24 protein-coding genes are annotated in these 21,493 nt (G+C 64.7%); 6 read left to right on the top strand and 18 right to left on the bottom strand.

Translation table 11 applies throughout. From position 1 onward, the window contains the following. Nucleotides 1-13: 13 nt before the first annotated feature. The 13 genes from metX to CSC73_RS11025 form a co-directional block, all read right to left on the bottom strand. Nucleotides 14-1,126, bottom strand: a complete 1,113-nt coding sequence (gene metX / locus CSC73_RS11085; RefSeq protein ID WP_163840495.1) for a homoserine O-acetyltransferase MetX — start codon at nt 1,124-1,126, stop codon at nt 14-16. Between the two features lie 71 nt (nt 1,127-1,197). After that, nucleotides 1,198-1,623 carry an organic hydroperoxide resistance protein gene (locus CSC73_RS11080; RefSeq protein ID WP_163840494.1) on the bottom strand — a complete coding sequence of 142 codons (426 nt, stop codon included), beginning with the start codon at nt 1,621-1,623 and terminating at the stop codon, nt 1,198-1,200. A gap of 123 nt (nt 1,624-1,746) precedes the next feature. Beyond that, nucleotides 1,747-2,229, bottom strand: coding sequence for a MarR family winged helix-turn-helix transcriptional regulator (locus tag CSC73_RS11075; RefSeq protein ID WP_163840493.1), 483 nt, complete (start codon nt 2,227-2,229; stop codon nt 1,747-1,749). Nucleotides 2,230-2,479: 250 nt separating this feature from the next. Beyond that, nucleotides 2,480-3,499: a tetratricopeptide repeat protein gene (locus CSC73_RS11070; RefSeq protein WP_163840492.1), complete on the bottom strand. Its 1,020-nt coding sequence runs from the start codon at nt 3,497-3,499 to the stop codon at nt 2,480-2,482. Continuing rightward, a complete protein-coding gene (locus CSC73_RS11065) occupies nt 3,499-3,918 on the bottom strand; it encodes a cytochrome c-type biogenesis protein (protein WP_163840491.1) in 420 nt (139 codons plus the stop codon). The genes CSC73_RS11070 and CSC73_RS11065 overlap by 1 nt, the downstream gene beginning before the upstream one ends. 110 nt (nt 3,919-4,028) lie before the next feature. Further along, nucleotides 4,029-4,619, bottom strand: a complete 591-nt coding sequence (locus CSC73_RS11060; RefSeq protein WP_163840490.1) for a DsbE family thiol:disulfide interchange protein — start codon at nt 4,617-4,619, stop codon at nt 4,029-4,031. After that, nucleotides 4,616-6,535 (bottom strand): heme lyase CcmF/NrfE family subunit, encoded by a 1,920-nt coding sequence (locus CSC73_RS11055; RefSeq protein WP_163840489.1) that lies wholly within the window; start codon nt 6,533-6,535, stop codon nt 4,616-4,618. Before CSC73_RS11055 ends, CSC73_RS11060 begins: the two co-directional genes overlap by 4 nt. Further along, nucleotides 6,536-7,003: a cytochrome c maturation protein CcmE gene (gene ccmE / locus CSC73_RS11050; protein WP_093280371.1), complete on the bottom strand. Its 468-nt coding sequence runs from the start codon at nt 7,001-7,003 to the stop codon at nt 6,536-6,538. Further along, a complete protein-coding gene (gene ccmD, locus CSC73_RS11045) occupies nt 7,000-7,164 on the bottom strand; it encodes a heme exporter protein CcmD (protein WP_163840488.1) in 165 nt (54 codons plus the stop codon). The genes ccmE and ccmD overlap by 4 nt, the downstream gene beginning before the upstream one ends. Beyond that, nucleotides 7,161-7,904 (bottom strand): heme ABC transporter permease CcmC, encoded by a 744-nt coding sequence (gene ccmC / locus CSC73_RS11040; protein WP_163840487.1) that lies wholly within the window; start codon nt 7,902-7,904, stop codon nt 7,161-7,163. Before ccmC ends, ccmD begins: the two co-directional genes overlap by 4 nt. 13 nt (nt 7,905-7,917) lie before the next feature. After that, on the bottom strand, nt 7,918-8,601 hold the full coding sequence (gene ccmB, locus CSC73_RS11035; protein WP_163840486.1) for a heme exporter protein CcmB: 684 nt from the start codon (nt 8,599-8,601) through the stop codon (nt 7,918-7,920). A 189-nt stretch (nt 8,602-8,790) separates the two neighbouring features. Then, nucleotides 8,791-9,441, bottom strand: a complete 651-nt coding sequence (gene ccmA, locus CSC73_RS11030) for a heme ABC exporter ATP-binding protein CcmA (RefSeq protein ID WP_163840485.1) — start codon at nt 9,439-9,441, stop codon at nt 8,791-8,793. A 76-nt stretch (nt 9,442-9,517) separates the two neighbouring features. Further along, on the bottom strand, nt 9,518-9,994 hold the full coding sequence (locus CSC73_RS11025; RefSeq protein ID WP_163840484.1) for a DUF3293 domain-containing protein: 477 nt from the start codon (nt 9,992-9,994) through the stop codon (nt 9,518-9,520). A gap of 92 nt (nt 9,995-10,086) precedes the next feature. On the opposite strand from CSC73_RS11025, the gene CSC73_RS11020 reads away from it, so the two are divergent. From CSC73_RS11020 to CSC73_RS11010, 3 genes are all read left to right on the top strand, one after another. Next, nucleotides 10,087-11,235, top strand: a complete 1,149-nt coding sequence (locus tag CSC73_RS11020) for a pyridoxal phosphate-dependent aminotransferase (protein ID WP_163840483.1) — start codon at nt 10,087-10,089, stop codon at nt 11,233-11,235. A gap of 125 nt (nt 11,236-11,360) precedes the next feature. Then, nucleotides 11,361-12,158, top strand: a complete 798-nt coding sequence (locus CSC73_RS11015; protein WP_163840482.1) for an amidohydrolase — start codon at nt 11,361-11,363, stop codon at nt 12,156-12,158. Nucleotides 12,159-12,180: 22 nt separating this feature from the next. Further along, nucleotides 12,181-12,738, top strand: a complete 558-nt coding sequence (locus tag CSC73_RS11010) for a DUF488 domain-containing protein (RefSeq protein WP_163840481.1) — start codon at nt 12,181-12,183, stop codon at nt 12,736-12,738. A gap of 74 nt (nt 12,739-12,812) precedes the next feature. Here the strand turns inward: CSC73_RS11010 and CSC73_RS11005 are convergent, their stop codons facing one another. Genes CSC73_RS11005 through CSC73_RS10995 form a run of 3 tightly spaced genes read right to left on the bottom strand, consistent with a single transcriptional unit; the run spans nt 12,813 to nt 15,983 of the window. Further along, a complete protein-coding gene (locus CSC73_RS11005; RefSeq protein WP_163840480.1) occupies nt 12,813-13,190 on the bottom strand; it encodes a hypothetical protein in 378 nt (125 codons plus the stop codon). Nucleotides 13,191-13,220: 30 nt separating this feature from the next. Beyond that, nucleotides 13,221-15,116, bottom strand: a complete 1,896-nt coding sequence (locus CSC73_RS11000) for an ABC transporter ATP-binding protein (protein ID WP_163840479.1) — start codon at nt 15,114-15,116, stop codon at nt 13,221-13,223. A gap of 48 nt (nt 15,117-15,164) precedes the next feature. After that, a complete protein-coding gene (locus CSC73_RS10995; RefSeq protein ID WP_163840478.1) occupies nt 15,165-15,983 on the bottom strand; it encodes a dimethylarginine dimethylaminohydrolase family protein in 819 nt (272 codons plus the stop codon). A 142-nt stretch (nt 15,984-16,125) separates the two neighbouring features. Here CSC73_RS10995 and CSC73_RS10990 point away from each other — a divergent pair, with 142 nt between their 5' ends. After that, complete coding sequence (locus CSC73_RS10990; RefSeq protein ID WP_163840518.1) at nt 16,126-17,640, top strand: fumarate hydratase; 1,515 nt, start codon at nt 16,126-16,128, stop codon at nt 17,638-17,640. 175 nt (nt 17,641-17,815) lie between these two features. After that, nucleotides 17,816-18,451 carry a glutathione S-transferase family protein gene (locus tag CSC73_RS10985; protein ID WP_163840477.1) on the top strand — a complete coding sequence of 212 codons (636 nt, stop codon included), beginning with the start codon at nt 17,816-17,818 and terminating at the stop codon, nt 18,449-18,451. A 112-nt stretch (nt 18,452-18,563) separates the two neighbouring features. Here the strand turns inward: CSC73_RS10985 and CSC73_RS10980 are convergent, their stop codons facing one another. Beyond that, a complete protein-coding gene (locus CSC73_RS10980) occupies nt 18,564-19,682 on the bottom strand; it encodes a sterol desaturase family protein (protein WP_163840476.1) in 1,119 nt (372 codons plus the stop codon). A 124-nt stretch (nt 19,683-19,806) separates the two neighbouring features. Here CSC73_RS10980 and CSC73_RS10975 point away from each other — a divergent pair, with 124 nt between their 5' ends. Continuing rightward, entirely contained in the window at nt 19,807-20,247 is a 441-nt protein-coding gene (locus tag CSC73_RS10975) for a CoA-binding protein (RefSeq protein WP_163840475.1), read from the top strand. 61 nt (nt 20,248-20,308) lie between these two features. Here CSC73_RS10975 and CSC73_RS10970 read toward each other — a convergent pair whose 3' ends face one another. Beyond that, the gene (locus tag CSC73_RS10970; RefSeq protein ID WP_163840474.1) at nt 20,309-21,469 is read right to left on the bottom strand and encodes a phospholipase A; all 1,161 of its coding nucleotides are present in this window, start codon (nt 21,467-21,469) and stop codon (nt 20,309-20,311) included. Nucleotides 21,470-21,493: the final 24 nt, after the last annotated feature.

Below are 21,493 nucleotides of genomic sequence, written 5' to 3'. Positions count from 1 at the left end.
CACTTGTTTTGGGCTACAGGGAGTCCAGAAACCCTTGTACGGCCGGCCCGAAGCGCTCGATATCCACCAGGAACGCGTCATGCCCCTGCGGCGATTCCAGCGGCTGGAACTGCGTATCGGCCCCGCCCAGGCGCAAGCCTTCTGCGATCTGCTGCTGTTGTTGCAGGGGGAACAGGATGTCCGTGGTCGCGCCGATGGCCAGCGCTTTTTCCACCTTGATCCGCGCCAGTCCCTGCAGCACGTCGCCACCGGCGACTTCGGCCAGATCGAACCAGTCCATCGAACGGCTGAGGTAGAGATAGCAGTTGGGATCGAAGCGGCGCACGAAGCGGCGCGCATGGCCTTCCAGGTAGCTCTCCACCTGGAATTCCAGGCCGAAGGGCTCTTCGTCGGGACGGTCGGATTCCAGCCGTACCCGGCCGAAGCGGCCATCCCATTCCAGCGCCGAACGGTAGGTGATGACGCCCAGTTTGCGCGCCATGCGCATGCCAGATTCGGGATAGGAGGCGTCGTCGTAGTTGCCGTTGTTCCACTTGGGGTCCAGACGGATCGCCTCGCGCTGCAGCGAACGGATGGCGATGGAGAACGGGAGCGCCTGCGCGCTGCCGGAAATATTGATGTGGGTGCGCGCCAGGCCGGGATGGCGCAACAGGAACGCCAGTGCGGTCATGCCGCCCATGGAATTGCCGATCACGCAGGCCAGTCGTTCGATGCCCAGGCCTTGCACCACTTCGCGCGCGGCATCGGCGCCGTCTTCTATCGATAATTCGGGAAAATCCAGACGGTACAGGCGGCCGGTGGCCGGATCGACCGAAGCCGGACCGGTGGAACCCTTGCAGCTGCCCAGCGAATTCACGCACACCACGAACCAGCAGCCGGTATCGATGGGTTTGCCTGGTCCGACCATCGGTTCCCACCAGCCGGCTTCGGGATTGCCCGCATTGCTGGCGGCGTGGGCATCGGGCGACAAGCCGGTGACGATCAGCACGGCGTTGTCGCGTGCTGCGTTCAGTACGCCCCAGGTTTCGTAGGCAACGCGTGCGCCGCGCAGTTCGCCGCCGCGCTTCATGGGGAAAGGCGAGGGCAGGGGGTGGAAGCGGGTGCCCGGCGGAATGAATTCGGTCATCGAATCAGTTTAGCAGCGCGCCACCCGGTTCGAGCCGGGTGGCGCGCCGTGCGCAACGGCGCTGTGCGGGATCACACCAGCGTCAGCGTCACATCTATGTTGCCGCGGGTGGCGTTCGAGTACGGGCACACTGCGTGGGCCATCTGCACCAGGGATTCGGCCTGTTCGCGCGGCAGGCCGGGCAGCGAGATCTTCAGCTCGACTTCGATGCCGAAGCCATTGGGAATCTGGCCGATGCCGACATTGCCTTCGATGGAAGTATCGGCGGGCAGGGCGATTTTCTCGCGGCCGGCGACGAATTTGAGCGCGCCGATGAAGCAGGCCGAATAACCGGCGGCGAACAGTTGCTCGGGGTTGGTACCGTCGCCGCCAGCGCCGCCCAGTTCGCGCGGGGTGGTCAGTTTGACGTCCAGCACGTTGTCGGAGGAGACGGCACGGCCGTCACGGCCGCCGGTGGCGGTAGCGGTGGCGCGGTAGAGGACTTTTTCGATGGACATGGATAACTCCTGAGTGGTGAGGGGCGGCTTGGAAAGGACCGGCGGCCGCTACTGGTTTGTATTTTGCACTATTAAATAGCGCGCTATATATTTATCGGAAGAGGTTTCATTGGGTTGTCCGTATCAGTCGGTCTGCGTGTTCGCGATCAGGTTGCCGCGCAGCGATTCGAGGCGCGACTTGATCTGTCCAAGCTGGTCGACGCCAAGCGCGGCTGCGCAGAACACGCCTTCCGGAACCTCTGCCGCCCGGGTCTTGAGCGCTTTGCCGCTGCGGCTGAGTGCGATCACCACCTGGCGTTCGTCGTCGGCGGAGCGGGTACGGGTGAGCAGGCCGGAGACTTCCAGACGCTTGAGCAAAGGGGTCAACGTGGCCGAGTCCAGGAACAGGCGCTCGCCGATCTCCGACACCGTCAACTCATCGCGTTCCCACAGCACCAGCATGACCAGGTACTGCGGATAGGTCAGGCCCAGCGGGGCCAGCAGCTTGCGGTACACCTTGTTCATGGCCAGCGAGGCCGAATACAGGGTGAAGCACAACTGGTTGTCCAGCTTCAGCAGCGCGTCGGCGCTGGCTTTTGGGGAGCGGGTGGGGGTCTTGGTTGCCATGTCGCCAATATAAATAGCGCGCTATGTAATTGCAAGCTACTTATTACATCGCACCGACGAACGGCAGTGGAGGCGGTGCGTTTTTCCCTTCTCCCACCGGGAGAAGGTGGCGCGAAGCGACGGATGAGAGAAGCAGAAGTCCGGCCCACGGAAACTGTCCCTCAACCTGAAAGCCCACTCCCTCATCTGCCCTTCGGGCACCTTCTCCCGATGGGAGAAGGAAAAGCAATTTCGCGCTGCTCCGGCGGAGTTACGGGTTCGCGCCGCCCAGCACCAGTTCGACAGGCGCAGTGGCCGGCAGGCTCACGCGCACCGGCTTGGATTCCAGATCTCCTTCCTGGCGCATCGGATCGCCGCTGGCCGACAGGCGCGCGATCAGTTCCACTTCCTTCAACGCGGAAAGTTTCTGCGTGGGCATAGGGCTGTCGCCATCGTCCAGCGTCAGGCTGAGAGGAAGATCCTGCAGGCTGTGTTTTTCCACCGCGACCGGCATCGGCGGACCGCCTGGGATGCGCGCGATCACGAACACGGTGGTGTCGCCGCGCAGGCGTACGCGCGAGGCGAAGTCCGGATCGAGCGCGACCTTCACCGTCAGCGCGTTGGCGGCGGCGGTCTGGGCAGCGGGTTCGGTAGCGGCCGGCAACGGCGACAGGCCGGCTTCGGCACGGGCGGCGTCGATCTGCTTGCGCAAAGTGGCGGCCGTGGACGGATCCACCTGGGAAAGCAGCGGTTCCCAGGTCTTGGCGGCTGCGGCTGGTTGTCCGTTCTGGCGCTGGGAAATACCCAGCAGCCAGGTCGCGCGCTGGTGGCCGGGCTGCTGGGTCAGGGCATGCTTTACCCAGGCGATGGCCTGGCTGTCGAGCTTGCGCTCGGACGACGCGTACAGGCGTGCCTGCGCGGCTTCGACCAGCAGATTCGGATCGTCCGGCAGCAGCTTCACGGCCTGCGCGAAAGCTTCGCTCGATTCGGCCATCTTGCCTTGCGAGGCAAGCGTTTTTCCCAACAGCTGCCAGCCTTCGGGCTGGTTGGGATTGCGTTCGAGTACGGTCCGCAATTCGGCGATGGCCGCATCCAGGGACATAGGTGCTTCGCTGGCGGCTTGCCCGATGGAAGCGGGCGTACCGGTCGCGCGGTACAGGGCGAAGGCCGCCAGGCCCAGCGCCGCAATGCCGCCCAGCACCAGCGTGCGCGAATCGCGCCACAGCGGCCACAGCACGCCGCCCAGCACCGCCACGCTCAGCAACACGGCCAGTGCGATGAAAGTTGCCATCACCACTCCTGATTGTCGTCGTCGGCCATCGTGCCGGCGGCGGCGCTGCGCTTGCGCACGATGCGGAAGACGATGGCGGCGCCTGCCATCAGCAGCAGCGCCGGGCCGAACCACAGCAGCCAGGTGTTGCCGGCGACATCGGGTTTGTACAGCACGAATTCGCCGTAGCGGTCGACCAGGAAGCGCTTGACCTCCGCGTCGGACTTGCCCTGGTTCATCAGGTCCAGAACCTCGCGGCGCAGGTCATGGGCGATCTGGGCATTGGAATCGGCCAGTGATTGGTTCTGGCACATCACGCAGCGCAATTCGGCGGTGAGCTGGTGGAAACGCGTTTCCTGGGCGGCGTCGCGGAACTGCAGCGGGGTCGGGTCGCTGACCTGGGCGAAACAGAGAGTCGAGAACAGCAGCAGCGCCAGCATCGCAATGCTTTGTAGAGCCGAGCTTGCCCGGCTGCTCCTGATCGGAGCAAAAGACAGAAGCAGCCGAGCAAGCTCGGCTCTACAACGATCCAAGGCGGCTAGGATCGTGTTCACTTGCCGGCTTCCGCCTTCTCCAGCGCGGGAATCAGTTCTTCGGCGATGATCTCGTCGGTGATAGCGCCCACGTGCTTCCAGCGAACGATGCCATTGGCGTCCACCAGGAAGGTTTCCGGAGCGCCGTAGATGCCCCAATCGATAGCGTTGCGGCCTTCCTCGTCGGCCACCACCATCAGGTAGGGATTGCCGTACTGCTCCAGCCAGCGCAACGCGTCCTCGCGCGGATCCTTCAGGTTGTAGCCGATGAAGCGCACCCGCTTGGTCAGCGCGAACTTGCTGATCACCGGATGCTCCACACGGCATTCCGGGCACCAGCTGCCCCACACGTTCATCACGAACGGCTGGCCGCGCAATTCGGCCAGGGTGAAACGCTTGCCCGGCTCGTGCAGCAGCGGCAGGTCGAAGGCCGGCGCCGGTTTGCCGATCAGCGGCGAGGGCAGGGCGTCGCGGCCGGCGCGGTCCGATTGCTTCACGCCGTAGTAAAGCAGCCCCATCAGGCCGATGAAGAACAGCGCGATGATCACGCCGGCGAAGACGAACGCACCGGTGTGCGGCTTTTTGGGGGTGGGTGCAGCCTGGTTCATCGCTTGTCCTCGGGTTTGCGGAAACGCCGGTCGGTGGCGGTGACGAAACCGCCCAGCGCCATCAGTCCGGCACCCAGCCAGATCCAGCGCACGAACGGCTTGATATGGATGCGCACCGCGCGCGCCTGGCCGCCCAGCGATTCGCCTAGCGCTACGTAGACGTCGCCGAACACGCCGGGGTGGATACCGACTTCACTCATCACCTGTCCACCGCTGGCGTAGGCGCGCTTCTCGGGATTGAGCAGCACCAGCGGCTGGTCGCCGCGAAGCACCTGCACGTGCCCACGCGTGGCCAGATAGTTGGGGCCTTGCAGTTCGTCCACGCCTTCGTAACGGAACGAGTAGCGTCCGATCCGCTCCGACTGGCCCGGCGTCATCGCCAGCTCGCGCTGCACGTTCAGGCCTTCCACCAGCAACGCGCCGATCAGGAACACGGCAATACCGCCATGCGCCAGAGTCATGCCCAGCATCTCGGCGGTGAAACGGTTGCCCTTGGATTTGAAGCGCGACCACAGGAAGCGCAAGGTGCCGAAAGCGACCCAGGTGGCGGTAGCGATGCCAGCGGCGGTTTTCCACTTGCCCTGCGGCGCGGTGAAGTAGGCGATCGCTCCCAGCGCCAGCGCCAGAACCGCCCAGGGCGCCAGCATGCGCAGCGGCCGGGACATTTCCTCGCGCTGCCAGCGGGTCAGCGGCCCGAACGGCAGCAGCAGCACCAGCGGCGTCATCAACAACAGGAACAGCAGGCCGAAGTAGGGCGGCCCGACCGAGATCTTGCCCAGCCCCAGCGCATCGGCGAGCATCGGATACAGCGTGCCCAGCAGCACCATCGCGCAAGCGCTGGTCAGCAGCACGTTGTTGGCCAGCAGCAGGGTTTCGCGGGAACCGGCGGTGAAGGGCGAGCCCTGCTCCAGCCGCGGCACGCGCAGCGCGTACAGCACCAGCGATCCGCCGATCACCAGCCCAAGGAAGATCAGGACGAACAGTCCGCGCGAAGGGTCGGCGGCGAAGGCATGCACGCTGGTCAGCACGCCGGAGCGCACCAGGAAGGCGCCCAACAGCGACAGCGAGAAAGCGGCGATGGCCAGCAGCAAAGTCCAGCCGCGGAAACTGCCGCGTTTCTCGGTCACCGCCTGCGAGTGAAGCAGCGCTGCACCAGCCAGCCAGGGCATGAAGCTGGCGTTCTCTACCGGATCCCAGAACCACCAGCCGCCCCAGCCCAGTTCGTAGTACGCCCACCAGCTGCCCAGGGCGATGCCGATGGTCAGAAAGCCCCAGGCGATATTGGTCCATGGCCGCGTCCACCGCAGCCATCGGGCATCCACGCTGCCGTCGATCAAGGCGGCGATGGAGAATGCGAACGGCACCACGAAACCCACGTAGCCGACGTACAGCATCGGCGGGTGGATGATCATTCCCACGTCCTGCAGCAACGGGTTGAGGTCGCGGCCTTCCAGCGGCGCTGGCAGCAGGCGGATGAAGGGATTGGAGGTGAAGATCAGGAAGGCCAGGAAGCCCAGGCTGATGAGCCCGATCACGCCCAGCACGCGCGCGATCACGCGTTCGGGAAGCCCGCGCGAGAATTCGGCCACGGCCGCGTTCCACACCGCCAGCACCAGCGTCCACAGCAGCAGCGAACCTTCGTGCGCGCCCCAGACCGCAGTGTAGCGGTACACCATGGGCAGCAGCGAATTGGAATTGTCGGCCACGTACTTGACCGAAAAATCCTGGGTGACGAAGGCCACGGTCAGGACCACGAACGCGCCGAGCACCAGGAACAGTTGCGCGTAGGCGGCAGGGCGGGCGACCGCCATCCAGCCGGCCTTGCCGCGTTGCGCGCCGGCCAGCGGCAGCACGGCCTGCAGGCCCGCGACGAGCAGCGCCAGGATCAGCGCTACCTGGCCGAGTTCGGGCAGCATCTAGCGCTGTTCCGTCGCGGCGGCGGGCGCCTGCACGTCGTGCTTCTTGTGCGCCATGCCCATCTTGTCGGCGACTTCCTTGGGCATGTAGTTCTCATCGTGCTTGGCCAGCACGTCCTCGGCCACGAATACGCCGTCCTTCATGGTCCCCGTGGCCACTACCGCCTGCCCTTCGCGGAACAGGTCGGGAAGGATGCGGTTGTAGACCACCGGCAGCAGCGCATCGCCGTCGGTGACCTTGAAGTGGACTTCGAGCGAGCCGGGAGTGCGTTGGAAGGAGCCTTTTTCCACCATGCCGCCCAGACGGAAGCGCGCACGCTCGCCGGTTTCGCCGCGCAGCACTTCGGCAGGCGTGTAGAGATAGGCGACATTGCGCTGCAAGGCGAACACCACCAGGGTGGTGGCGACGCCCGCCGCAACGACAAGCAACAGCACCCACAACAGGCGGCGGCGACGGACCGGATTCATCGGCTCAGCTCCACGGGTTCGGCGCGCTTGGCTTCGCGTGCTTTGCGCATGCGGGCGGCACGCAGTTCGCGGCGGATCTGCAGATGCGGGACCAGCAGGTCCCAGAGCATCACCACGGCGAATACCGCATAGGCGCCGATCACATAGTTCAGATAGGTCATGGTTGCGCCGCCAGTTTCGCGACCCAGTCCTTGCCGGCCTCGCGCCGCAGATTGTCGGCGCGCGCGCGCGACAGCAGCGAACCCGCGAACCAGAACTGCACGGCCACGAACATCAGCCAGAACGGCAGCTGCATGCTGGGGTCGATCTTGGAGTCGCCGAACAGGCTGATGGTCTGGCCCTGGTGCAGCGAGTTCCACCACACCACCGAATACCTGATCACCGGCAGCAGCGCCACGCCCACGATGGCCAGCAGTCCTGCGGCGCGCGCGGCGGCGCGGCGGTCGTCGATGGCGTGGTACAGGCCGGTCACGCCCAGGTACAGGAACAGCAGGATCAGTTCGGTAGTCAGGCGCGGGTCCCAGTCCCACCAGGTGCCCCACATCGGCTTGCCCCAGATCGAACCGGTGACCAGGGTGATGAGGGTGAAGGCGGCGCCGACCGGCGCGCAGGCCATGGCCAGGATTTCGCACAGTTTGATCCGCCAGATCAGCGCGATGGCCGAATAGACCGCCATCAATCCGAACACCAGCATGCTCATCATCGCGCTGGGCACGTGGATGTAGAAAATGCGGAAGCTGTCGCCCTGCTGATAATCGGCCGGCACTTGGAACGCCTGCCACAGGCCGACGCCCATCAGTATGAAAGCGACGGCATGGCACCACGGCGCCCAGCGGGCCGCGAAGCGGTCGAAGATCGGCGGCGAGCCGAGTTGGTGGAACCAGAGCAGGACGGGATTCATGCGTACGGAAACTTCAATGCAGTGCGATGCGGATCGCCGCCGCAGCGGCCAGGGGCGCCAGTACCAGTGCCAGCACCAGTCCTGCGCCTAGGAAAAGCAGTGCGCCGATGGCGTCCAGGCCTTGCGCGCTGCGGGCGACGCTGCCGGCGCCGAAGATCAGCACGGGGACGTACAGCGGCAACGCCAGCAGAGCGACAAGAATACCAGAGCGCCTCATGCCGACCGTCAGCGCCGCCACCACCGCGCCCAGCAGGCTCAGCAGCGGTGTGCCCAGCGCCAGCGAAGCCAGCAGTACCGGAAGTTGATCGTGGGGAAGATGCAGCAGTTCCCCCAGCAGCGGCGTGGCCAGGATCAGCGGCAGCGCGCTCGTCAGCCAGTGGCTGAGCACGCGCATGGCCACCAGCCAGGCCAGGGGCACGGGAGCCAGGATCCATTGCTCCAGCGAACCGTCCTCGGCATCGCCGCGGAACAGCGTATCCAGCGACAGCAGGCCAGCCAGCAACACGGCCATCCACAGCACGGCCGAGGCCACTTTCCCCAGTGCTTGCGGTTCGCCGCCCAGCGCCAGTGCGAACAGCACCACCACCAGCAGGGCGAACAGGGCCGGCTGGAAGGCATCGCCGCGGCGGCGCCAGAGCAGGCGCAGATCGCGCAGCAGCAGCGCCTTGCCTGCCTGTAGCAGGGAAGGCCCGTTCACGGCCGGTCTCCAGCCGCGGGGGGAAATTGCATTCCCCCCCTTTGGAAAAGGGGGGCAGGGGGGATTTGCTCTTGCTCTTGATGGCAGCCGCCGAGGAAAGTCAAAAGCAAATCCCCCAGTCGTCGGTGGAGCCGGCGCCAGCCCCCTTTTTCAAAGGGGGCAAAAGCGAGTTGAGTGCAATGCAGGACTTCAAGCATTTGCAGCCGCCCCCAGCACCAGCATCCGCGTCCGCACCGGCGGCGCGGCATAGGCGCCATGGGTGGTCACCAGCGCGGCGCCGCCGTCGCGCAAATGCGCGGAAATCATGCGGTTGACCAAGTTGATGCCGTCCAGGTCCAGGTTGGCGTAGGGCTCGTCCAGCAGCCACAGCGGCGCCGGCGACAGCCACAGGCGGGCCAGGGACAGGCGCTTTTTCTGCCCGGCGGAAAGCTGGCGCGCCAGCGTGTCTTCATAACCGGCCAATCCGACCATGCCCAGCGCATCGGCCGGCAACTGGCGCGCCCGGCGCCCATGCAGGCCGCACAGGAAATCCAGGTTCTCCATTGCGTTCAGGTCGGCCTTCAGCGCCGGCAGGTGGCCCAGATAGGCGATGGCGTGCGAGCGCAGGCTGGCCTGGGCGGTGCGGCCGTCGATGTCGATTTCGCCCGAATCCGCGCGCAACAGTCCGGCCAGGACCCGCAGCAAAGTGGTCTTGCCCGCGCCGTTGTCGCCCTGCACCAGCAAGGCCTCGCCCGCGCCGACCGCGAAGTCCAGCGGCCCGAACACCGGCTCGTCGTTGCGCGTGAAAGCGAGTCCGCGTGCGGCGAGCAGCGGTAGGGTGGCGTGCGGGGAAGGGGTCATCTGCGTCCATTGTAACGGCGCGCCCGCTTCAACTGCCTTGCCCGGCTGGCTCAGCGGGTCAGCCCGACAGGTCCGCTCATCCGGCCCAATCGGTGTAGGGCTGGTCGGCCACGCCAGGCGGACGCGGCCACAACATGCGCAGGCGCACCGGTTCGCCGCGTTTCCAGTAAAGCGTGGCGGCCTGGCCGAATTCCCGCGCCCAGGCGTCGCCGGTTTCCACCGGCACATCCAGGACCACCCAGCCGTATTCCACCGCGCCGCCCTGTGCGTTGCTTCCCAGCGAGGAGCAGTGCCGGAAACCGCCATCCCGGATGCGCGCCTGCAGATGCTCGTCGGCTGCCATGTTCTGGGCCACGGTCGCGGCCCCGGGGGCGGGATTCCAGGCGGTGATGAACAGATAGTGTTCGGCGCCGAGCTCGCGTTCGATATCGTCGGCCAGCTGGCCCACGCCGAACAGCCACTCCCTGTGCCCGATGGTCACGAAATAATGGGCCGCGGCATAGGCCGTGGCCAACTGTGCCGTCTGTTCGTCATGAAGCGTGGTTCCGTCCATGGCGTCATCATCCCTGTTCTCCGTCATTGCGTACACTCCCGTTCCGCAAGACTCACTCCCCCGACCCATCCCCACGATCCATGGAACGGCCGATGCCCTTCGAAACCAAGCTGCCCAAAGTGGGCACCACCATATTCACCGTCATGTCCCAACTGGCCGTCGAACACGGCGCGGTCAACCTGGGGCAGGGCTTCCCCGATTTCGCCGTGCCGCAACGGCTGGTGGACGAACTGACCGACGCCATGCGTGCCGGCCACAATCAATACGCGCCCATGACCGGCGTGCCGGCGCTGCGTCAGGCCATCGCCGCCAAGGTATTGCGCTGCTACGGCGCGCAAGTGAACGCCGATACCGAGATCACCGTGACCAGCGGCGCCACCGAGGCGATCTTCAACGCCATCCACGCGGTGGTGCGGCCGGGCGAGGAAGTGATCGTGCTGGATCCGGCCTACGACTGCTATGAACCGGCCATCGACCTGGCCGGAGCCAAGGCGGTGCATGTGGCCCTGGATCCGCAGACTTTCGCGGTGGACTGGCAAAAAGTCCAGGACGCCATCACTCCGCGTACGCGCCTGCTGATGATCAACAGCCCGCACAACCCGTCCGGTGCGATGCTCGGGGAAGACGACCTTCGCCAGCTGGCCGGGATATTGAACGGCACCGATATCTTCCTGGTCTCGGACGAGGTCTACGAGCACATCGTCTTCGACGGCCGCCGCCACGAATCGGTGCTGCGCTACCCGGAACTGGCCGCGCGCGCCTTCGTCGTCTCCAGCTTCGGCAAGACTTACCACTGCACCGGCTGGAAGATCGGTTATGCGATCGCGCCGCCTGCCTTGAGCGCCGAGTTCCGCAAGGTGCATCAGTACAATACTTTCACGAGTTTTTCGCCCGCGCAGTACGCGTTCGCGGCGATGATCCGCGACGAGCCGGAACATTACGAGCAATTGGGCGCGTTCTACCAGGCCAAGCGCGACCGTTTCCGCGAACAGTTGCTGGAGACCAGGCTGAAGCCGCTGCCGGTGCCGGGCGGTTATTTCCAGCTGGTGGACTATTCGGCGGTGAGCGATCTGCCGGACGCGGAATTCGTCAAGTGGCTGACCGTGGAGCACGGAGTCACTGCGATCCCGTTGTCGCCGTTCTATGAAACCCCGCCCGCCGGACAACGTCTGGCGCGGCTGTGTTTCGCCAAGAACGATGCGACGATGGATGCGGCGGTGGAGCGCTTGCTGAAGCTCTGAACGAAGAGGGCGTAGGAGCGACGCGAGTCGCGACTGATACCGTGCGGGCCTTTCAGTCGCGACTCACGTCGCTCCTACGCGTTGCTGCGTAACATCCTACGGCGCCACACAACCAAGGTAACGGCATGCAGGACCTGAGAATCTCACTCGTACAAGGCGCCACCCGCTGGCACGACCCGGACGCCAATCGCGAGTACTACGGCGACCTCATCAATCCGCTGGCCAACGTGACCGATCTGGTGATCCTGCCGGAAACCTTCACCAGCGGGTTCAGCAACGAAGCCATCGACAAGGCCGAAGGCATGGACGGGCCGACGGTGCGGTGGATACGCGAGCAGGCCATCGCATTGGATGCCGCGGTGACCGGCAGCGTGCAGCTGCGTACCGAAGAGGGCGTATTCAACCGCCTGCTATGGGCTACGCCCGATGGCGAACTGCAGTACTACGACAAGCGGCATCTGTTCCGCTACGCCGGCGAGCACAAGCGCTACGCCGCCGGCGAAAAACGCCTGACGGTGGAGTGGAAGGGCTGGCGCATCAATCCGCTGGTCTGCTACGACCTGCGTTTTCCGGTGTATTCGCGCAACCGCTACAACGTGGAGCGCGAGGGCCAACTGGATTTCGATCTGCAGATTTTCGTCGCCAACTGGCCCGCGGCGCGGGCGTACGCGTGGAAGACGTTGCTGCGCGCGCGTGCCATCGAGAATCTCTGCTATGTGGCCGCGGTGAACCGTGTCGGCGTGGACGGCAACGGACTGGAATATTCGGGCGACAGCGCGGTGATCGATTTTCTGGGCCAGCCGCTGATCGAAACGACCGGCGAGGAAGGCGTCGTCAACAGCGTTATCTCCAGCGCAGAGCTGGCCGCGCACCGCGAGCGATTCCCCGCGATGCTGGATGGCGACGCCTTCTCGCTTTCCTGATCGGCCGCCTGTCGATCCGGCGATGAACCGGTCTCTTCCTGCGACCCTGTGGACCATCGGCCATTCGGTTCGACAATGGGAGGAGTTCGTCGCGATGCTGGCTGCGGCGCGCATCGAAATGCTGGTGGACGTACGCCGGTTCGCAGGGTCGCGACGCAATCCCCAGTTCAGCGGCGAGGCGATGGGCGAGGCGCTGGCGAAGGAAGGTATGGAGTATGCACCGATGCCTGAGCTGGGCGGACGTCGCGAAGCGCGCGCTGATTCCCCGAACCTCGCCTGGCGCAATGCGGCCTTCCGTGGCTATGCCGATTACATGGCCACCCCGCCGTACCGGGTGGCGCATGAGCGGCTGGCGGAGCTCGCGCGAAGCAGGCGTACGGCGGTGATGTGCGCCGAGGCCATGTGGTGGCAGTGCCACCGCAGCCTGATTTCCGATGATTTCAAGGCCGGCGGTTGGGAAGTGATCCACCTGTTGTCGCCAGGACGAGAACAGGAACATCCCTATACCTCTGCCGCGCGGATCGTCGATGGCCGGCTGGACTACACATTCCCCGCCGACCCGCAGGCATCGCTGTTCTGAAGGTAGGTCGGGGCTACGCCCCCGACGCTAGGCATGCCGAAAGTACATGCTGTCGGGGGCGTAGCCCCGACCTGCTATTTGCTGAAGGAGAGTTCGAGGGAGGTATAGAAGGGTGCCCGCGGCGGCACGATCAAGGTCTTGCCGGAAACGTATTTGCGCAGGCATATGCCGATCGGCGAGGAACCCTGCAGCCAGGTGCGCACCACCTTGCCCTGCGCGTCGAGTTCCATCACCACCACGAACGGCGACAGATCGGGAGTGGGCGTGGCACAGGCGGCGGTGCCCGCGTCGAGCAGCTCGCCCTGCGATTTCAGCAAGCTCGTCGATGCTTCCGGCGCAAGCGATGCTTCGTCCTTGTCCGCCAGTGCCTTGGCTTCGGCGTATTCCATTACGCGCGTCGCGGAGAGCTGTCCGCTGAGCATCGCCAGCGCGACCAATACGATGGATTTCATTCGTTTTTCCTTCAAGTCCTTGCAACGCTTTCAACGATAGCCCGAAGCCTGCAGCTCGAACAGTTCCGCATAACGCCCGCCCTGGGCCAGCAGTTGTTCGTGGGTGCCGCTGGCTTCCAGTTGGCCCTGTTCCAGTACCAGTATGCGGTCGGCCATGCGCACGCTGGAGAAGCGGTGCGAGATCAGCACGGCGGTGCGGTCGTCCGACAGTTCCTTGAAGCGCTGGAACACTTCGAACTCCGACCGCGCGTCCAACGCCGCGGTGGGTTCGTCCAGGATCATCACCTGCGCATCGCGCATGTAGGCACGGGCGATGGCGATCTTCTGCCATTGGCCGCCGGACAGGTCCACGCCGGTCTTGAAGCGGCGCCCGATCAACTGGTCGTAGCCGTTGGGCAGGGTGGCGATGACCTCGTCGGCCATCGCCCGCCGCGCGGCGTCGCGGATGCGCGCGCCATCGTCCATCGCATCGACCTGGCCTACGCCGATGTTCTCGCCAGCGGTCAGGTTGTAGCGCACGAAATCCTGGAAGATCACCCCGATGTTCGCGCGCAGATCCTCGATGTCGTACTCGCGCAGATCCACGCCGTCCAGCAGGATGCGGCCTTGGTCCGGGTCGTACAGGCGCGCCAGCAGTTTCACCAGCGTGGTCTTGCCCGCACCGTTCTCGCCGACCAGGGCCAGCACTTCGCCGGCCCGCAATTCGAAACTGAGGTTCCGCACCGCCCAGCGTTCGGCGTCGGGGTAACGGAAGCCCACGTTCTCGAACACGAAGCCGCGCGCGATCGGTTTCGGCACGGCGACCGGATTTTCCGGCGAAGTGATTTCAGGCTCGATCTCGAAGAAAGAGAACAAGTCGTCCAGATACAGCGCCTGGCTGGCCACTTGCGAAAACCCGACCAGCAATCCTTCCAGCAATTGCCGCAGGCGCCTGAAGCTGCCGGCCAGGAAGGTCAGATCGCCGATGGTGAAATCGCCGCGCACCGTGCGCCAGGCGATGTAGGCGTAGGCGATGTAGTAACCCAATGTTCCCAGCGCGGCGAACAGCGCGCCCCACACCGCGCGCCGCTTGGCCAGCGAGCGGTTGGCCTTGTAGAACTTGTCGGCCAGCGTGCGGTAGCGCGCGATCAGGAAGTGGTGGAGGTTGAAGATCTTCACCTCCTTGGCGCTTTCCACGCTGGCGCCGGTCTGGCGCACGTATTCCAGTTGCCGGCGTTCCGGCGTCCAGGCGAAGTTGAGCGAATAGCCCATCGCGTTGAAATGCGCCTCGCCGACGAAGGCCGGAATGAGCGCCACCGCCAGCAGTGCGATCAGCCACGGCGCGTAGACCAGCAGGCCGGCGGCGAAGCTGATCACGGTGATCGCGTCCTGCACCTGGCCGAACAGCATGCTCATCAGGTTCATGCGGCCCATGGTCTGGCGGCGCGCGCGGTCCAGCTTGTCCTGCAGGTCGGGGTCCTCGAAGTCCTCCAGGTCCAGCGTGGCCGCGTGCTCCATCAGGCGAATGCTGGTGGCGTTGGTGAACAGCTCCGACAGCAGCGAGTCGGCGTAGCTGACCATGCGCCCCAGCAGGTCCGAAAGAATGGCCAGCGCGAACTCCAGCACCAGCAGCCATAGCAGAGGGTTGAGTTGTCCGCTGCGGTAGGCGTCGCCCAAGGCCTCGAAGCCCAGGCCCAGGCCGACCAGACGCACGGCCTCGTCGATGATCAGCTTGCCGATGTACAGGGTGACGATGGGCAGCAGCGAGCGCACCAGACGCAAGCCCAGGCTGCTGATGGTCAGCCAGGGGCTGGTGGCCCAGATCTGCTTGAGGAACGGCGGCAGATTGCGCATCGCATTGAAGCGCTCGCGCAAGCTGGGACCGGATTTTCCCTGCCTGGAAGAGGCGGCGGCCGGTGCGGCTGGGGCAGGGGTCGGTTCGGCCATGCCGGCATTGTGCCGTGGGCGAGGTGAATTACGAAATCGAAGGGCGGCCTAGGGCTCGTCCAGACGCAGAGTGAGGCACTTGGCCGAGCCTCCCGTCTTCAGGAATTCGCCGAGCGGCGTCTCGATCACTTCGAATCCCGCATCCCCCAGAGCGGTTTTCAACGCGCTGCTGGCGCGGTTGACCACCACGGTCGTGCCGATATTGACGGCATTGCAGGCGAAGGCCAGAGCATCCTGTTCGGAAACGGCGATGCGGCGGGACTCGGGTATGCGCGCTGCGATGGCGCCGATGGCTTCGGCATCGAAGGCGGGCGGGTAGTACAGAAGCCAGCCGCCGGTCAGCGGGCAGAAACAGGTATCCAGGTGATAGAAGCGGGGATCGGACAGGCGCAACGGGATCGCTTCCAGATCGAACATGGCCGCGACTTCCTGCGCGACGCCCGCATCGCTGCGATGGCCATGGCCCAGCCACAGCCTGGGCGCGCCACGGTCCAGCAACGCATCGCCGGCCCCTTCGAAATCCATTCCCACCGGTAGATGGCGAATGGTGAACCCCTGCTGCGCGAACCAATCGGTGAACAAGGCCTCCTCGCCCCGCCGCTGCGCGTGATGGAAGCGGCTGGGTACGAATACATCGTCCAGCACCAGCCCGGCATTGGCGGTGAAAGGCATGTCGGGCAGGCCCTCGCCGGGTGCGACCAGGTCTATCCGCGCCAGATCGGACAGCGTTTCGTGCAGCGCCGCCCATTGCGACTGCGCACGGGCGGGATCGGCGGAGTGCAGATTTCCTTCCATCCAGGGGTTGATCACGTAATCCACCGCGAAATGGGTGGGCGGACACATCAGGAGGCGGGGGTTGGAGGGCATAGGCGATTCCAGCGGTTCATGGGGACGTTGCGGCAATACGGCTTCCGGCGAAATGACGGCCCGCCACTCGGGTAAAATCCGCTACGCAACCCAGCCAGCCACAGAGCCAGTCGTGAGTCCAGATTCCCCAGCTGCGATCGACATTTCGATCAAACAGGAAGACTTCATCCAGAGCGTCGCCGACGCCCTGCAGTACATCAGTTATTACCATCCGGTCGATTACATCCGCAATCTCGCCGCCGCCTACGAGCGCGAGGAATCGGAAGCGGCCAAGGACGCCATCGCCCAGATCCTGATCAATTCGCGTATGTGCGCAGAAGGCCATCGGCCGATTTGCCAGGATACCGGTATCGTCACCGTGTTCCTGGAGATCGGCATGAACGTGCGTTGGGACGACGCCACCATGGGCGTGGAGGACATGGCCAACGAGGGCGTGCGCCGGGCCTACAACCACCCGGACAACAAACTGCGTGCCAGTGTGCTGGCCGATCCGGCCGGCAAGCGCGCCAACACCAAGGACAACACTCCGGCGGTGGTCAACGTGAAGGTGGTTCCGGGCAACACCGTGGATGTCATCGTCGCGGCCAAGGGAGGCGGTTCGGAAGCCAAATCCAAATTCGCCATGCTCAATCCTTCCGACTCCATCGTCGACTGGGTATTGAAGACCGTCCCGACCATGGGCGCCGGCTGGTGCCCGCCGGGCATGCTGGGCATCGGCATCGGTGGCACCGCCGAAAAGGCGATGCTGCTGGCCAAGGAAGCGTTGATGGAACCCATCGACATCACCGATCTGCAGGCGCGCGGCGCCTCCAATCGCGCCGAGGAATTGCGGCTCGAGCTGTACGAAAAGGTCAACGCGCTCGGTATCGGTGCGCAGGGTCTGGGCGGGCTGACCACGGTGCTGGATATCAAGGTGAAGGACTACCCGACCCATGCGGCGAACCTGCCGGTGGCGATGATTCCGAACTGTGCCGCCACCCGCCATGCGCATTTCACGCTGGACGGCAGCGGGCCGGTGATGCTGGACCCGCCGTCGCTGGAAGATTGGCCGAAGCTGACCTACGACGCCAGCAAGGGTCGCCGCGTCAATCTCGATACGCTGACCAAGGAAGACGTCGCCAGCTGGAAGCCGGGCGAGGTGCTGCTGCTCAATGGCAAACTGCTGACCGGCCGCGACGCCGCGCACAAGCGCATGGTCGACATGCTCAACAAGGGCGAGCCGCTGCCGGTGGACCTGAAGGGCCGCTTCATCTACTACGTGGGTCCGGTCGATCCGGTGCGCGATGAGGTGGTAGGTCCGGCCGGTCCGACTACCGCCACGCGCATGGACAAGTTCACCGAACAGGTGCTGGCGCAGACCGGGCTGATGGGCATGGTCGGCAAGGCCGAACGTGGTCCGGCCGCGATAGAAGCGATCAGGAAGCACAAGTCCGCCTACCTCATGGCGGTCGGCGGCGCGGCTTATCTCGTCTCCAAGGCGATCAAGGCGGCCAAGGTCGTCGGCTTCGCCGACCTGGGCATGGAGGCGATCTATGAGTTCGAAGTGCAGGACATGCCGGTGACCGTCGCCGTGGACAGTATCGGCGAATCGGTGCACAAGACCGGGCCGCGGGAGTGGCAGGCGCGGATCGGGAAGATTCCGGTGGTGGTGGAGTGATTTTGTCTTCTTCTCCCCTCGGGAGAAGATGCCCGAAGGGCAGACGCCGCGCAGCAAGCACTCTTGGGGTGTGAGGGTGCGGCAAAGTCCAGATTGTTCACCTCTCATGATTTCGCCGTACCCTCACCCCAACCCCTCTCCCGCTGGAGAGGGGCTCAAATGCTCAGGAGCTTGGATGTCGACGACGCTTTATGGTTCGCGTAGCACCGCCAGCCTGGTTGTGCATTGGCTGCTGATCGAACTCGAGGTTCCGCACACGCTGCACCTGCTCGATTTCGACAAGCAGGAACAGAAATCGGCCGAATACCTGAAACTCAATCCAGCAGGTGTAGTGCCCACGCTGGTGCAGGATGGACAGGTAATCACCGAGGCACCGGCGATCGTCATGCATCTGGCCGACAGCCATCCACAGGCCAGCTTGGCGCCGCAGACGGGTTCGCCCGAACGCGCCCAGTACTACCGCTGGATGCTGTTCATGGCCAATACGCTGCAACCTGCTTACCGGGCGTGGTTCTATCCGCCCGAGATCGCCGGTGCGGACAATGTGGAGGCAGTCAAGCAGCACGCAAGGCAGAAGATCGAAGGCGCCTGGCAGCGCGTTGCCGATCATCTTGAAGCCAACGGCCCGTACATGCTCGGCGAAAAACTGTCCGCCGCCGATTTCCTGCTGACCATGCTGATGCGCTGGTCGCGCAACATGCCCAAGCCGTCGGATACGTGGCCGATCTTGAAGAATTATGCGCAATCCATGAAAGCCAGGCCGGCGTTCAAGGAAGTCTACGCGCGCGAAGGTCTGACCGACTGGACTTGAGCACCGCTTTGTAGAGCCGAGCTTGCTCGGCTGCTTTTGCTCTTCTTGCGAAAGGCAGCCGAGCAAGCTCGGCTCTACAAGGAAAGGCTCAGGGCGACCGGTGCGCCCTTAGTCAATCGACGAAATCGTCGTAGGCCTTCTTTCCGCGGAACGGCATCAGATGCTGTTCCACGATGCCGCGCGGCACGGTTTCCAGCTTCATCACGCCGTATTCCTGCGGCCATTCCTCCTGCTTGCGCGGCAGCTTGAAGGTGCCCATCAGCATGTCGACCAGCGGCAGATGGATGGCGTAGTTGACGTCGATGTATTCCTGCTGGCGCGCATGGTGCCAGTGGTGGTAGCGCGGCAACACCAGCAGATACTCCAGCGGCCCGAAGCGGATGCCAAGGTTGGCGTGCGCAAGCACGGCCTGCAGGCCCACCAGTACCACGTATGCGTTCACTGCCGAAGCCGAGAAGCCCAGGATCAGCAACGGCAGCAGCACCGCGCTGCGGGTCATCACGATTTCCACGAAGTGGATGCGCGAACCCGCCAGCCAGTCCATCTCGCGGCTGGAGTGGTGCACGGCATGGAAACGCCAGAGCCAGGGAATGTTGTGATAGGCCCGATGCAGCAGCGCCTGGGCCAGATCGGCCACGAACACGGCGATCAGGAATTGCGCCCATACCGGCAAGGACTGGATCGCGGCCTTGAGCGCGGGGAACATCGCCAACCCGGCGATGGTCGAGGTCGAGGCGGTGATCAGGATCAGGATGAACTGCACCAGCACATGGCTCATGAAGAAGTAGGCCAGATCGGTGCGCCAGCCGGGCCGCAGCGGAGAGATGTCGCGCTTGCCCAGGAAGCGCTCCATCGGCACGAACACCAGCGCCGAGAAGAACAGCGAGATCACGAACCAGTCCAGCCCCAGCGAATAGGAGGTCTTGCCTATCGAATCGAACTGGACATTGGTTCCGCCCACCAGCACGGCCAAGGTCGCGCTGCCCACCCCGAGCAATGCGACGCGCCGGTTGCGGCCGCGCAGGATGGCGAGCGTACCCAGCAGGAAGGCCGCGACCAGGCCGACCAGTAGAAGGTTGCGGGCGAAGGTTTCGCTGTAGACCGCGCGGAATTCCTTGCTGGTCAGCAGCTCGGGGAAATGGAAACACAGCACGCCGAACAGGCTGAGCAGTCCCAGCAGGGCGGAGGTATAGGCGGTGTAGGAGCGTTTGGGGCGCGGTAAGCTGGACATGCAGGCGGGGCGAGTTCGACGGAGTCCGCGAATAGTCCACCGCCCGCGCGCATCATTCAAGCGCCATTGGATTCTGGCGCGGGCGTCCGCATCTACCAGCTACCTACACATTCCGAAGGTCTACATGCGCGGCGCACTCATCCAGGACCATCGCGAGATCGACCGGCTTCTTTCCGGCATTCGCCGTATCGCGGTATTGGGCATCAAGCCGGAAACCCACGCCGCGCAACCGGCGCACATGATCCCCGCTTATCTGCATCGCGTGGGTTACGAGGTGATTCCGGTCCCGGTCTATTACCCGGAAGTCACCCATATCCTGGGCAAGCCGGTGCTGCGCGCCGTCGCCGACATCAAGGGGCGCGTGGACGTGCTGAACGTATTCCGCAAACCCGGCGACTTGCCGCCGCATCTGCCGGACATCCTGAAAGCGCGTCCGCGTACGGTCTGGCTGCAGAGCGGCATCCGCGACGACGGCTTCGCCGAGTCGCTGCTGCGCAGCGGCATCGACGTGGTGCAGGACCAGTGCCTGATGGTGGAGCACCGGCGCTGGCGCAGCTCGCAATGATCCGGCGCCGGCGCCTGTTACTACATCGGCGCGTACTGCATCGGCGCGCCGGCAAAGCGGTTCAGAACCACTCCAGCAACGAAATGCCCAGGCCCACATAAGTAGCCTTGTGGTTGTAGTCGATCAGACTTTCGCCATAGCCATGGAACAGCTGCAGGTGTCCGCGCAGGGTGCGGTCGATGGGGAAGCCCCAGTCCATCTGCACCGATCCGTGCGAGTCGTCGCCACCGCGCAGCGAATGCCTGCCCAGCAGCGAAAACTCATGGCCGTTCTTGCTGTACACCAGCATCGCGTCGCCGCGGCCGATATAGTTCTGGATGTCGGGGTTGTCGTCGTCGCTGCCGTCCGGAATGCGCCACCAGGGACGCACCACGAAAGCCCAGTTCTCACGGTCCAGCCCCACGTTCAGCATCACCCGGTTCCAGCTGCGCGACAGCGGATCGCTGCGGCCGTTGGACTGATGATTGACGCCGATCGCGGTCATGCGTCCTTTCCAGCCGCCCAGGCTGTAGTTGTTGCGGAACACCAGCATCACTTCCGGTTCGTAGTTGGTCTCGCGGAACGGCCGCGATTCCTCGGCGTTGTAGACCTGCCAGCGCGAACTCTGGGTATAGGCGCCCCACAGGTCGCCGTTGTCGCCGAAAAGATTCTCGGCGAACTTGGTCTTGAAGCTGAGCTGGAACTTGGCCTCCACGCTGGTCAGGTTCTGCGGCTCGGCGACGGTGTTGTCGGGATTCGGCGAGGTGGGCGTCTTGTTGGTGTCGCTGGTCCAGAACGCGGGGAACAGATAGACCGGCTTGTAGGCGCGCATCTGGAACACGCCCAGCTTGGAGTCCTTGGCCAATTCCCAGCGGCTGTCCAATAGCGAACCCTTGCCGGCGTTGGCCAGCGCCTCGGCGTACTGGTCGTCGTGGCCGAACACCGAACCCAGGCGGTGGCGTGCGCGTTCGCGCAGCGACGCGTCGGATTCCGGTGCGCTGGCATTGCGCTCCTGCTTGGCCAGTTCGGCAGCCAGTTCGGCCGCCGCATCGGCGGCCTGCGTATCCCCGGCGCGGCGACCGAGCACGCGGTCGTAGCAGGCCAGCCGGGTCGCATCCGCTTCTATCGCCACGCAGGCTTCCGGTGTGGCGGCGGTGGATTCGGGCTCGTCTTGCGCCATTGCGGTGAACGGGACGGCCATGGCCGATACCAGAAACGTTCGGCGAAAAATTTCGTGCGTCATCCTGAACTCACATTTGCGGCCATG

It is taken from the genome of Pseudoxanthomonas sacheonensis (assembly GCF_010093305.1).
In the GTDB taxonomy this organism is placed as follows: Bacteria; Pseudomonadota; Gammaproteobacteria; order Xanthomonadales; family Xanthomonadaceae; genus Pseudoxanthomonas_A; species Pseudoxanthomonas_A sacheonensis.
This window is presented reverse-complemented; position numbering and strand designations above follow the sequence as displayed.

What these genes read in the sequence shown, in the direction of transcription:
- metX (WP_163840495.1), bottom strand. Translation starts at nt 1,126, where the DNA reads ATGACCGAATTCATTCCGCCGGGCACCCGCTTCCACCCCCTGCCCTCG.
- CSC73_RS11080 (WP_163840494.1), bottom strand. Translation starts at nt 1,623, where the DNA reads ATGTCCATCGAAAAAGTCCTCTACCGCGCCACCGCTACCGCCACCGGC.
- CSC73_RS11075 (WP_163840493.1), bottom strand. Translation starts at nt 2,229, where the DNA reads ATGGCAACCAAGACCCCCACCCGCTCCCCAAAAGCCAGCGCCGACGCG.
- CSC73_RS11070 (WP_163840492.1), bottom strand. Translation starts at nt 3,499, where the DNA reads ATGGCAACTTTCATCGCACTGGCCGTGTTGCTGAGCGTGGCGGTGCTG.
- CSC73_RS11065 (WP_163840491.1), bottom strand. Translation starts at nt 3,918, where the DNA reads ATGCTGGCGCTGCTGCTGTTCTCGACTCTCTGTTTCGCCCAGGTCAGC.
- CSC73_RS11060 (WP_163840490.1), bottom strand. Translation starts at nt 4,619, where the DNA reads ATGAACCAGGCTGCACCCACCCCCAAAAAGCCGCACACCGGTGCGTTC.
- CSC73_RS11055 (WP_163840489.1), bottom strand. Translation starts at nt 6,535, where the DNA reads ATGCTGCCCGAACTCGGCCAGGTAGCGCTGATCCTGGCGCTGCTCGTC.
- ccmE (WP_093280371.1), bottom strand. Translation starts at nt 7,003, where the DNA reads ATGAATCCGGTCCGTCGCCGCCGCCTGTTGTGGGTGCTGTTGCTTGTC.
- ccmD (WP_163840488.1), bottom strand. Translation starts at nt 7,164, where the DNA reads ATGACCTATCTGAACTATGTGATCGGCGCCTATGCGGTATTCGCCGTG.
- ccmC (WP_163840487.1), bottom strand. Translation starts at nt 7,904, where the DNA reads ATGAATCCCGTCCTGCTCTGGTTCCACCAACTCGGCTCGCCGCCGATC.
- ccmA (WP_163840485.1), bottom strand. Translation starts at nt 9,441, where the DNA reads ATGACCCCTTCCCCGCACGCCACCCTACCGCTGCTCGCCGCACGCGGA.
- CSC73_RS11025 (WP_163840484.1), bottom strand. Translation starts at nt 9,994, where the DNA reads ATGGACGGAACCACGCTTCATGACGAACAGACGGCACAGTTGGCCACG.
- CSC73_RS11020 (WP_163840483.1), top strand. Translation starts at nt 10,087, where the DNA reads ATGCCCTTCGAAACCAAGCTGCCCAAAGTGGGCACCACCATATTCACC.
- CSC73_RS11015 (WP_163840482.1), top strand. Translation starts at nt 11,361, where the DNA reads ATGCAGGACCTGAGAATCTCACTCGTACAAGGCGCCACCCGCTGGCAC.
- CSC73_RS11010 (WP_163840481.1), top strand. Translation starts at nt 12,181, where the DNA reads ATGAACCGGTCTCTTCCTGCGACCCTGTGGACCATCGGCCATTCGGTT.
- CSC73_RS11005 (WP_163840480.1), bottom strand. Translation starts at nt 13,190, where the DNA reads ATGAAATCCATCGTATTGGTCGCGCTGGCGATGCTCAGCGGACAGCTC.
- CSC73_RS11000 (WP_163840479.1), bottom strand. Translation starts at nt 15,116, where the DNA reads ATGGCCGAACCGACCCCTGCCCCAGCCGCACCGGCCGCCGCCTCTTCC.
- CSC73_RS10995 (WP_163840478.1), bottom strand. Translation starts at nt 15,983, where the DNA reads ATGCCCTCCAACCCCCGCCTCCTGATGTGTCCGCCCACCCATTTCGCG.
- CSC73_RS10985 (WP_163840477.1), top strand. Translation starts at nt 17,816, where the DNA reads ATGTCGACGACGCTTTATGGTTCGCGTAGCACCGCCAGCCTGGTTGTG.
- CSC73_RS10980 (WP_163840476.1), bottom strand. Translation starts at nt 19,682, where the DNA reads ATGTCCAGCTTACCGCGCCCCAAACGCTCCTACACCGCCTATACCTCC.
- CSC73_RS10975 (WP_163840475.1), top strand. Translation starts at nt 19,807, where the DNA reads ATGCGCGGCGCACTCATCCAGGACCATCGCGAGATCGACCGGCTTCTT.
- CSC73_RS10970 (WP_163840474.1), bottom strand. Translation starts at nt 21,469, where the DNA reads ATGACGCACGAAATTTTTCGCCGAACGTTTCTGGTATCGGCCATGGCC.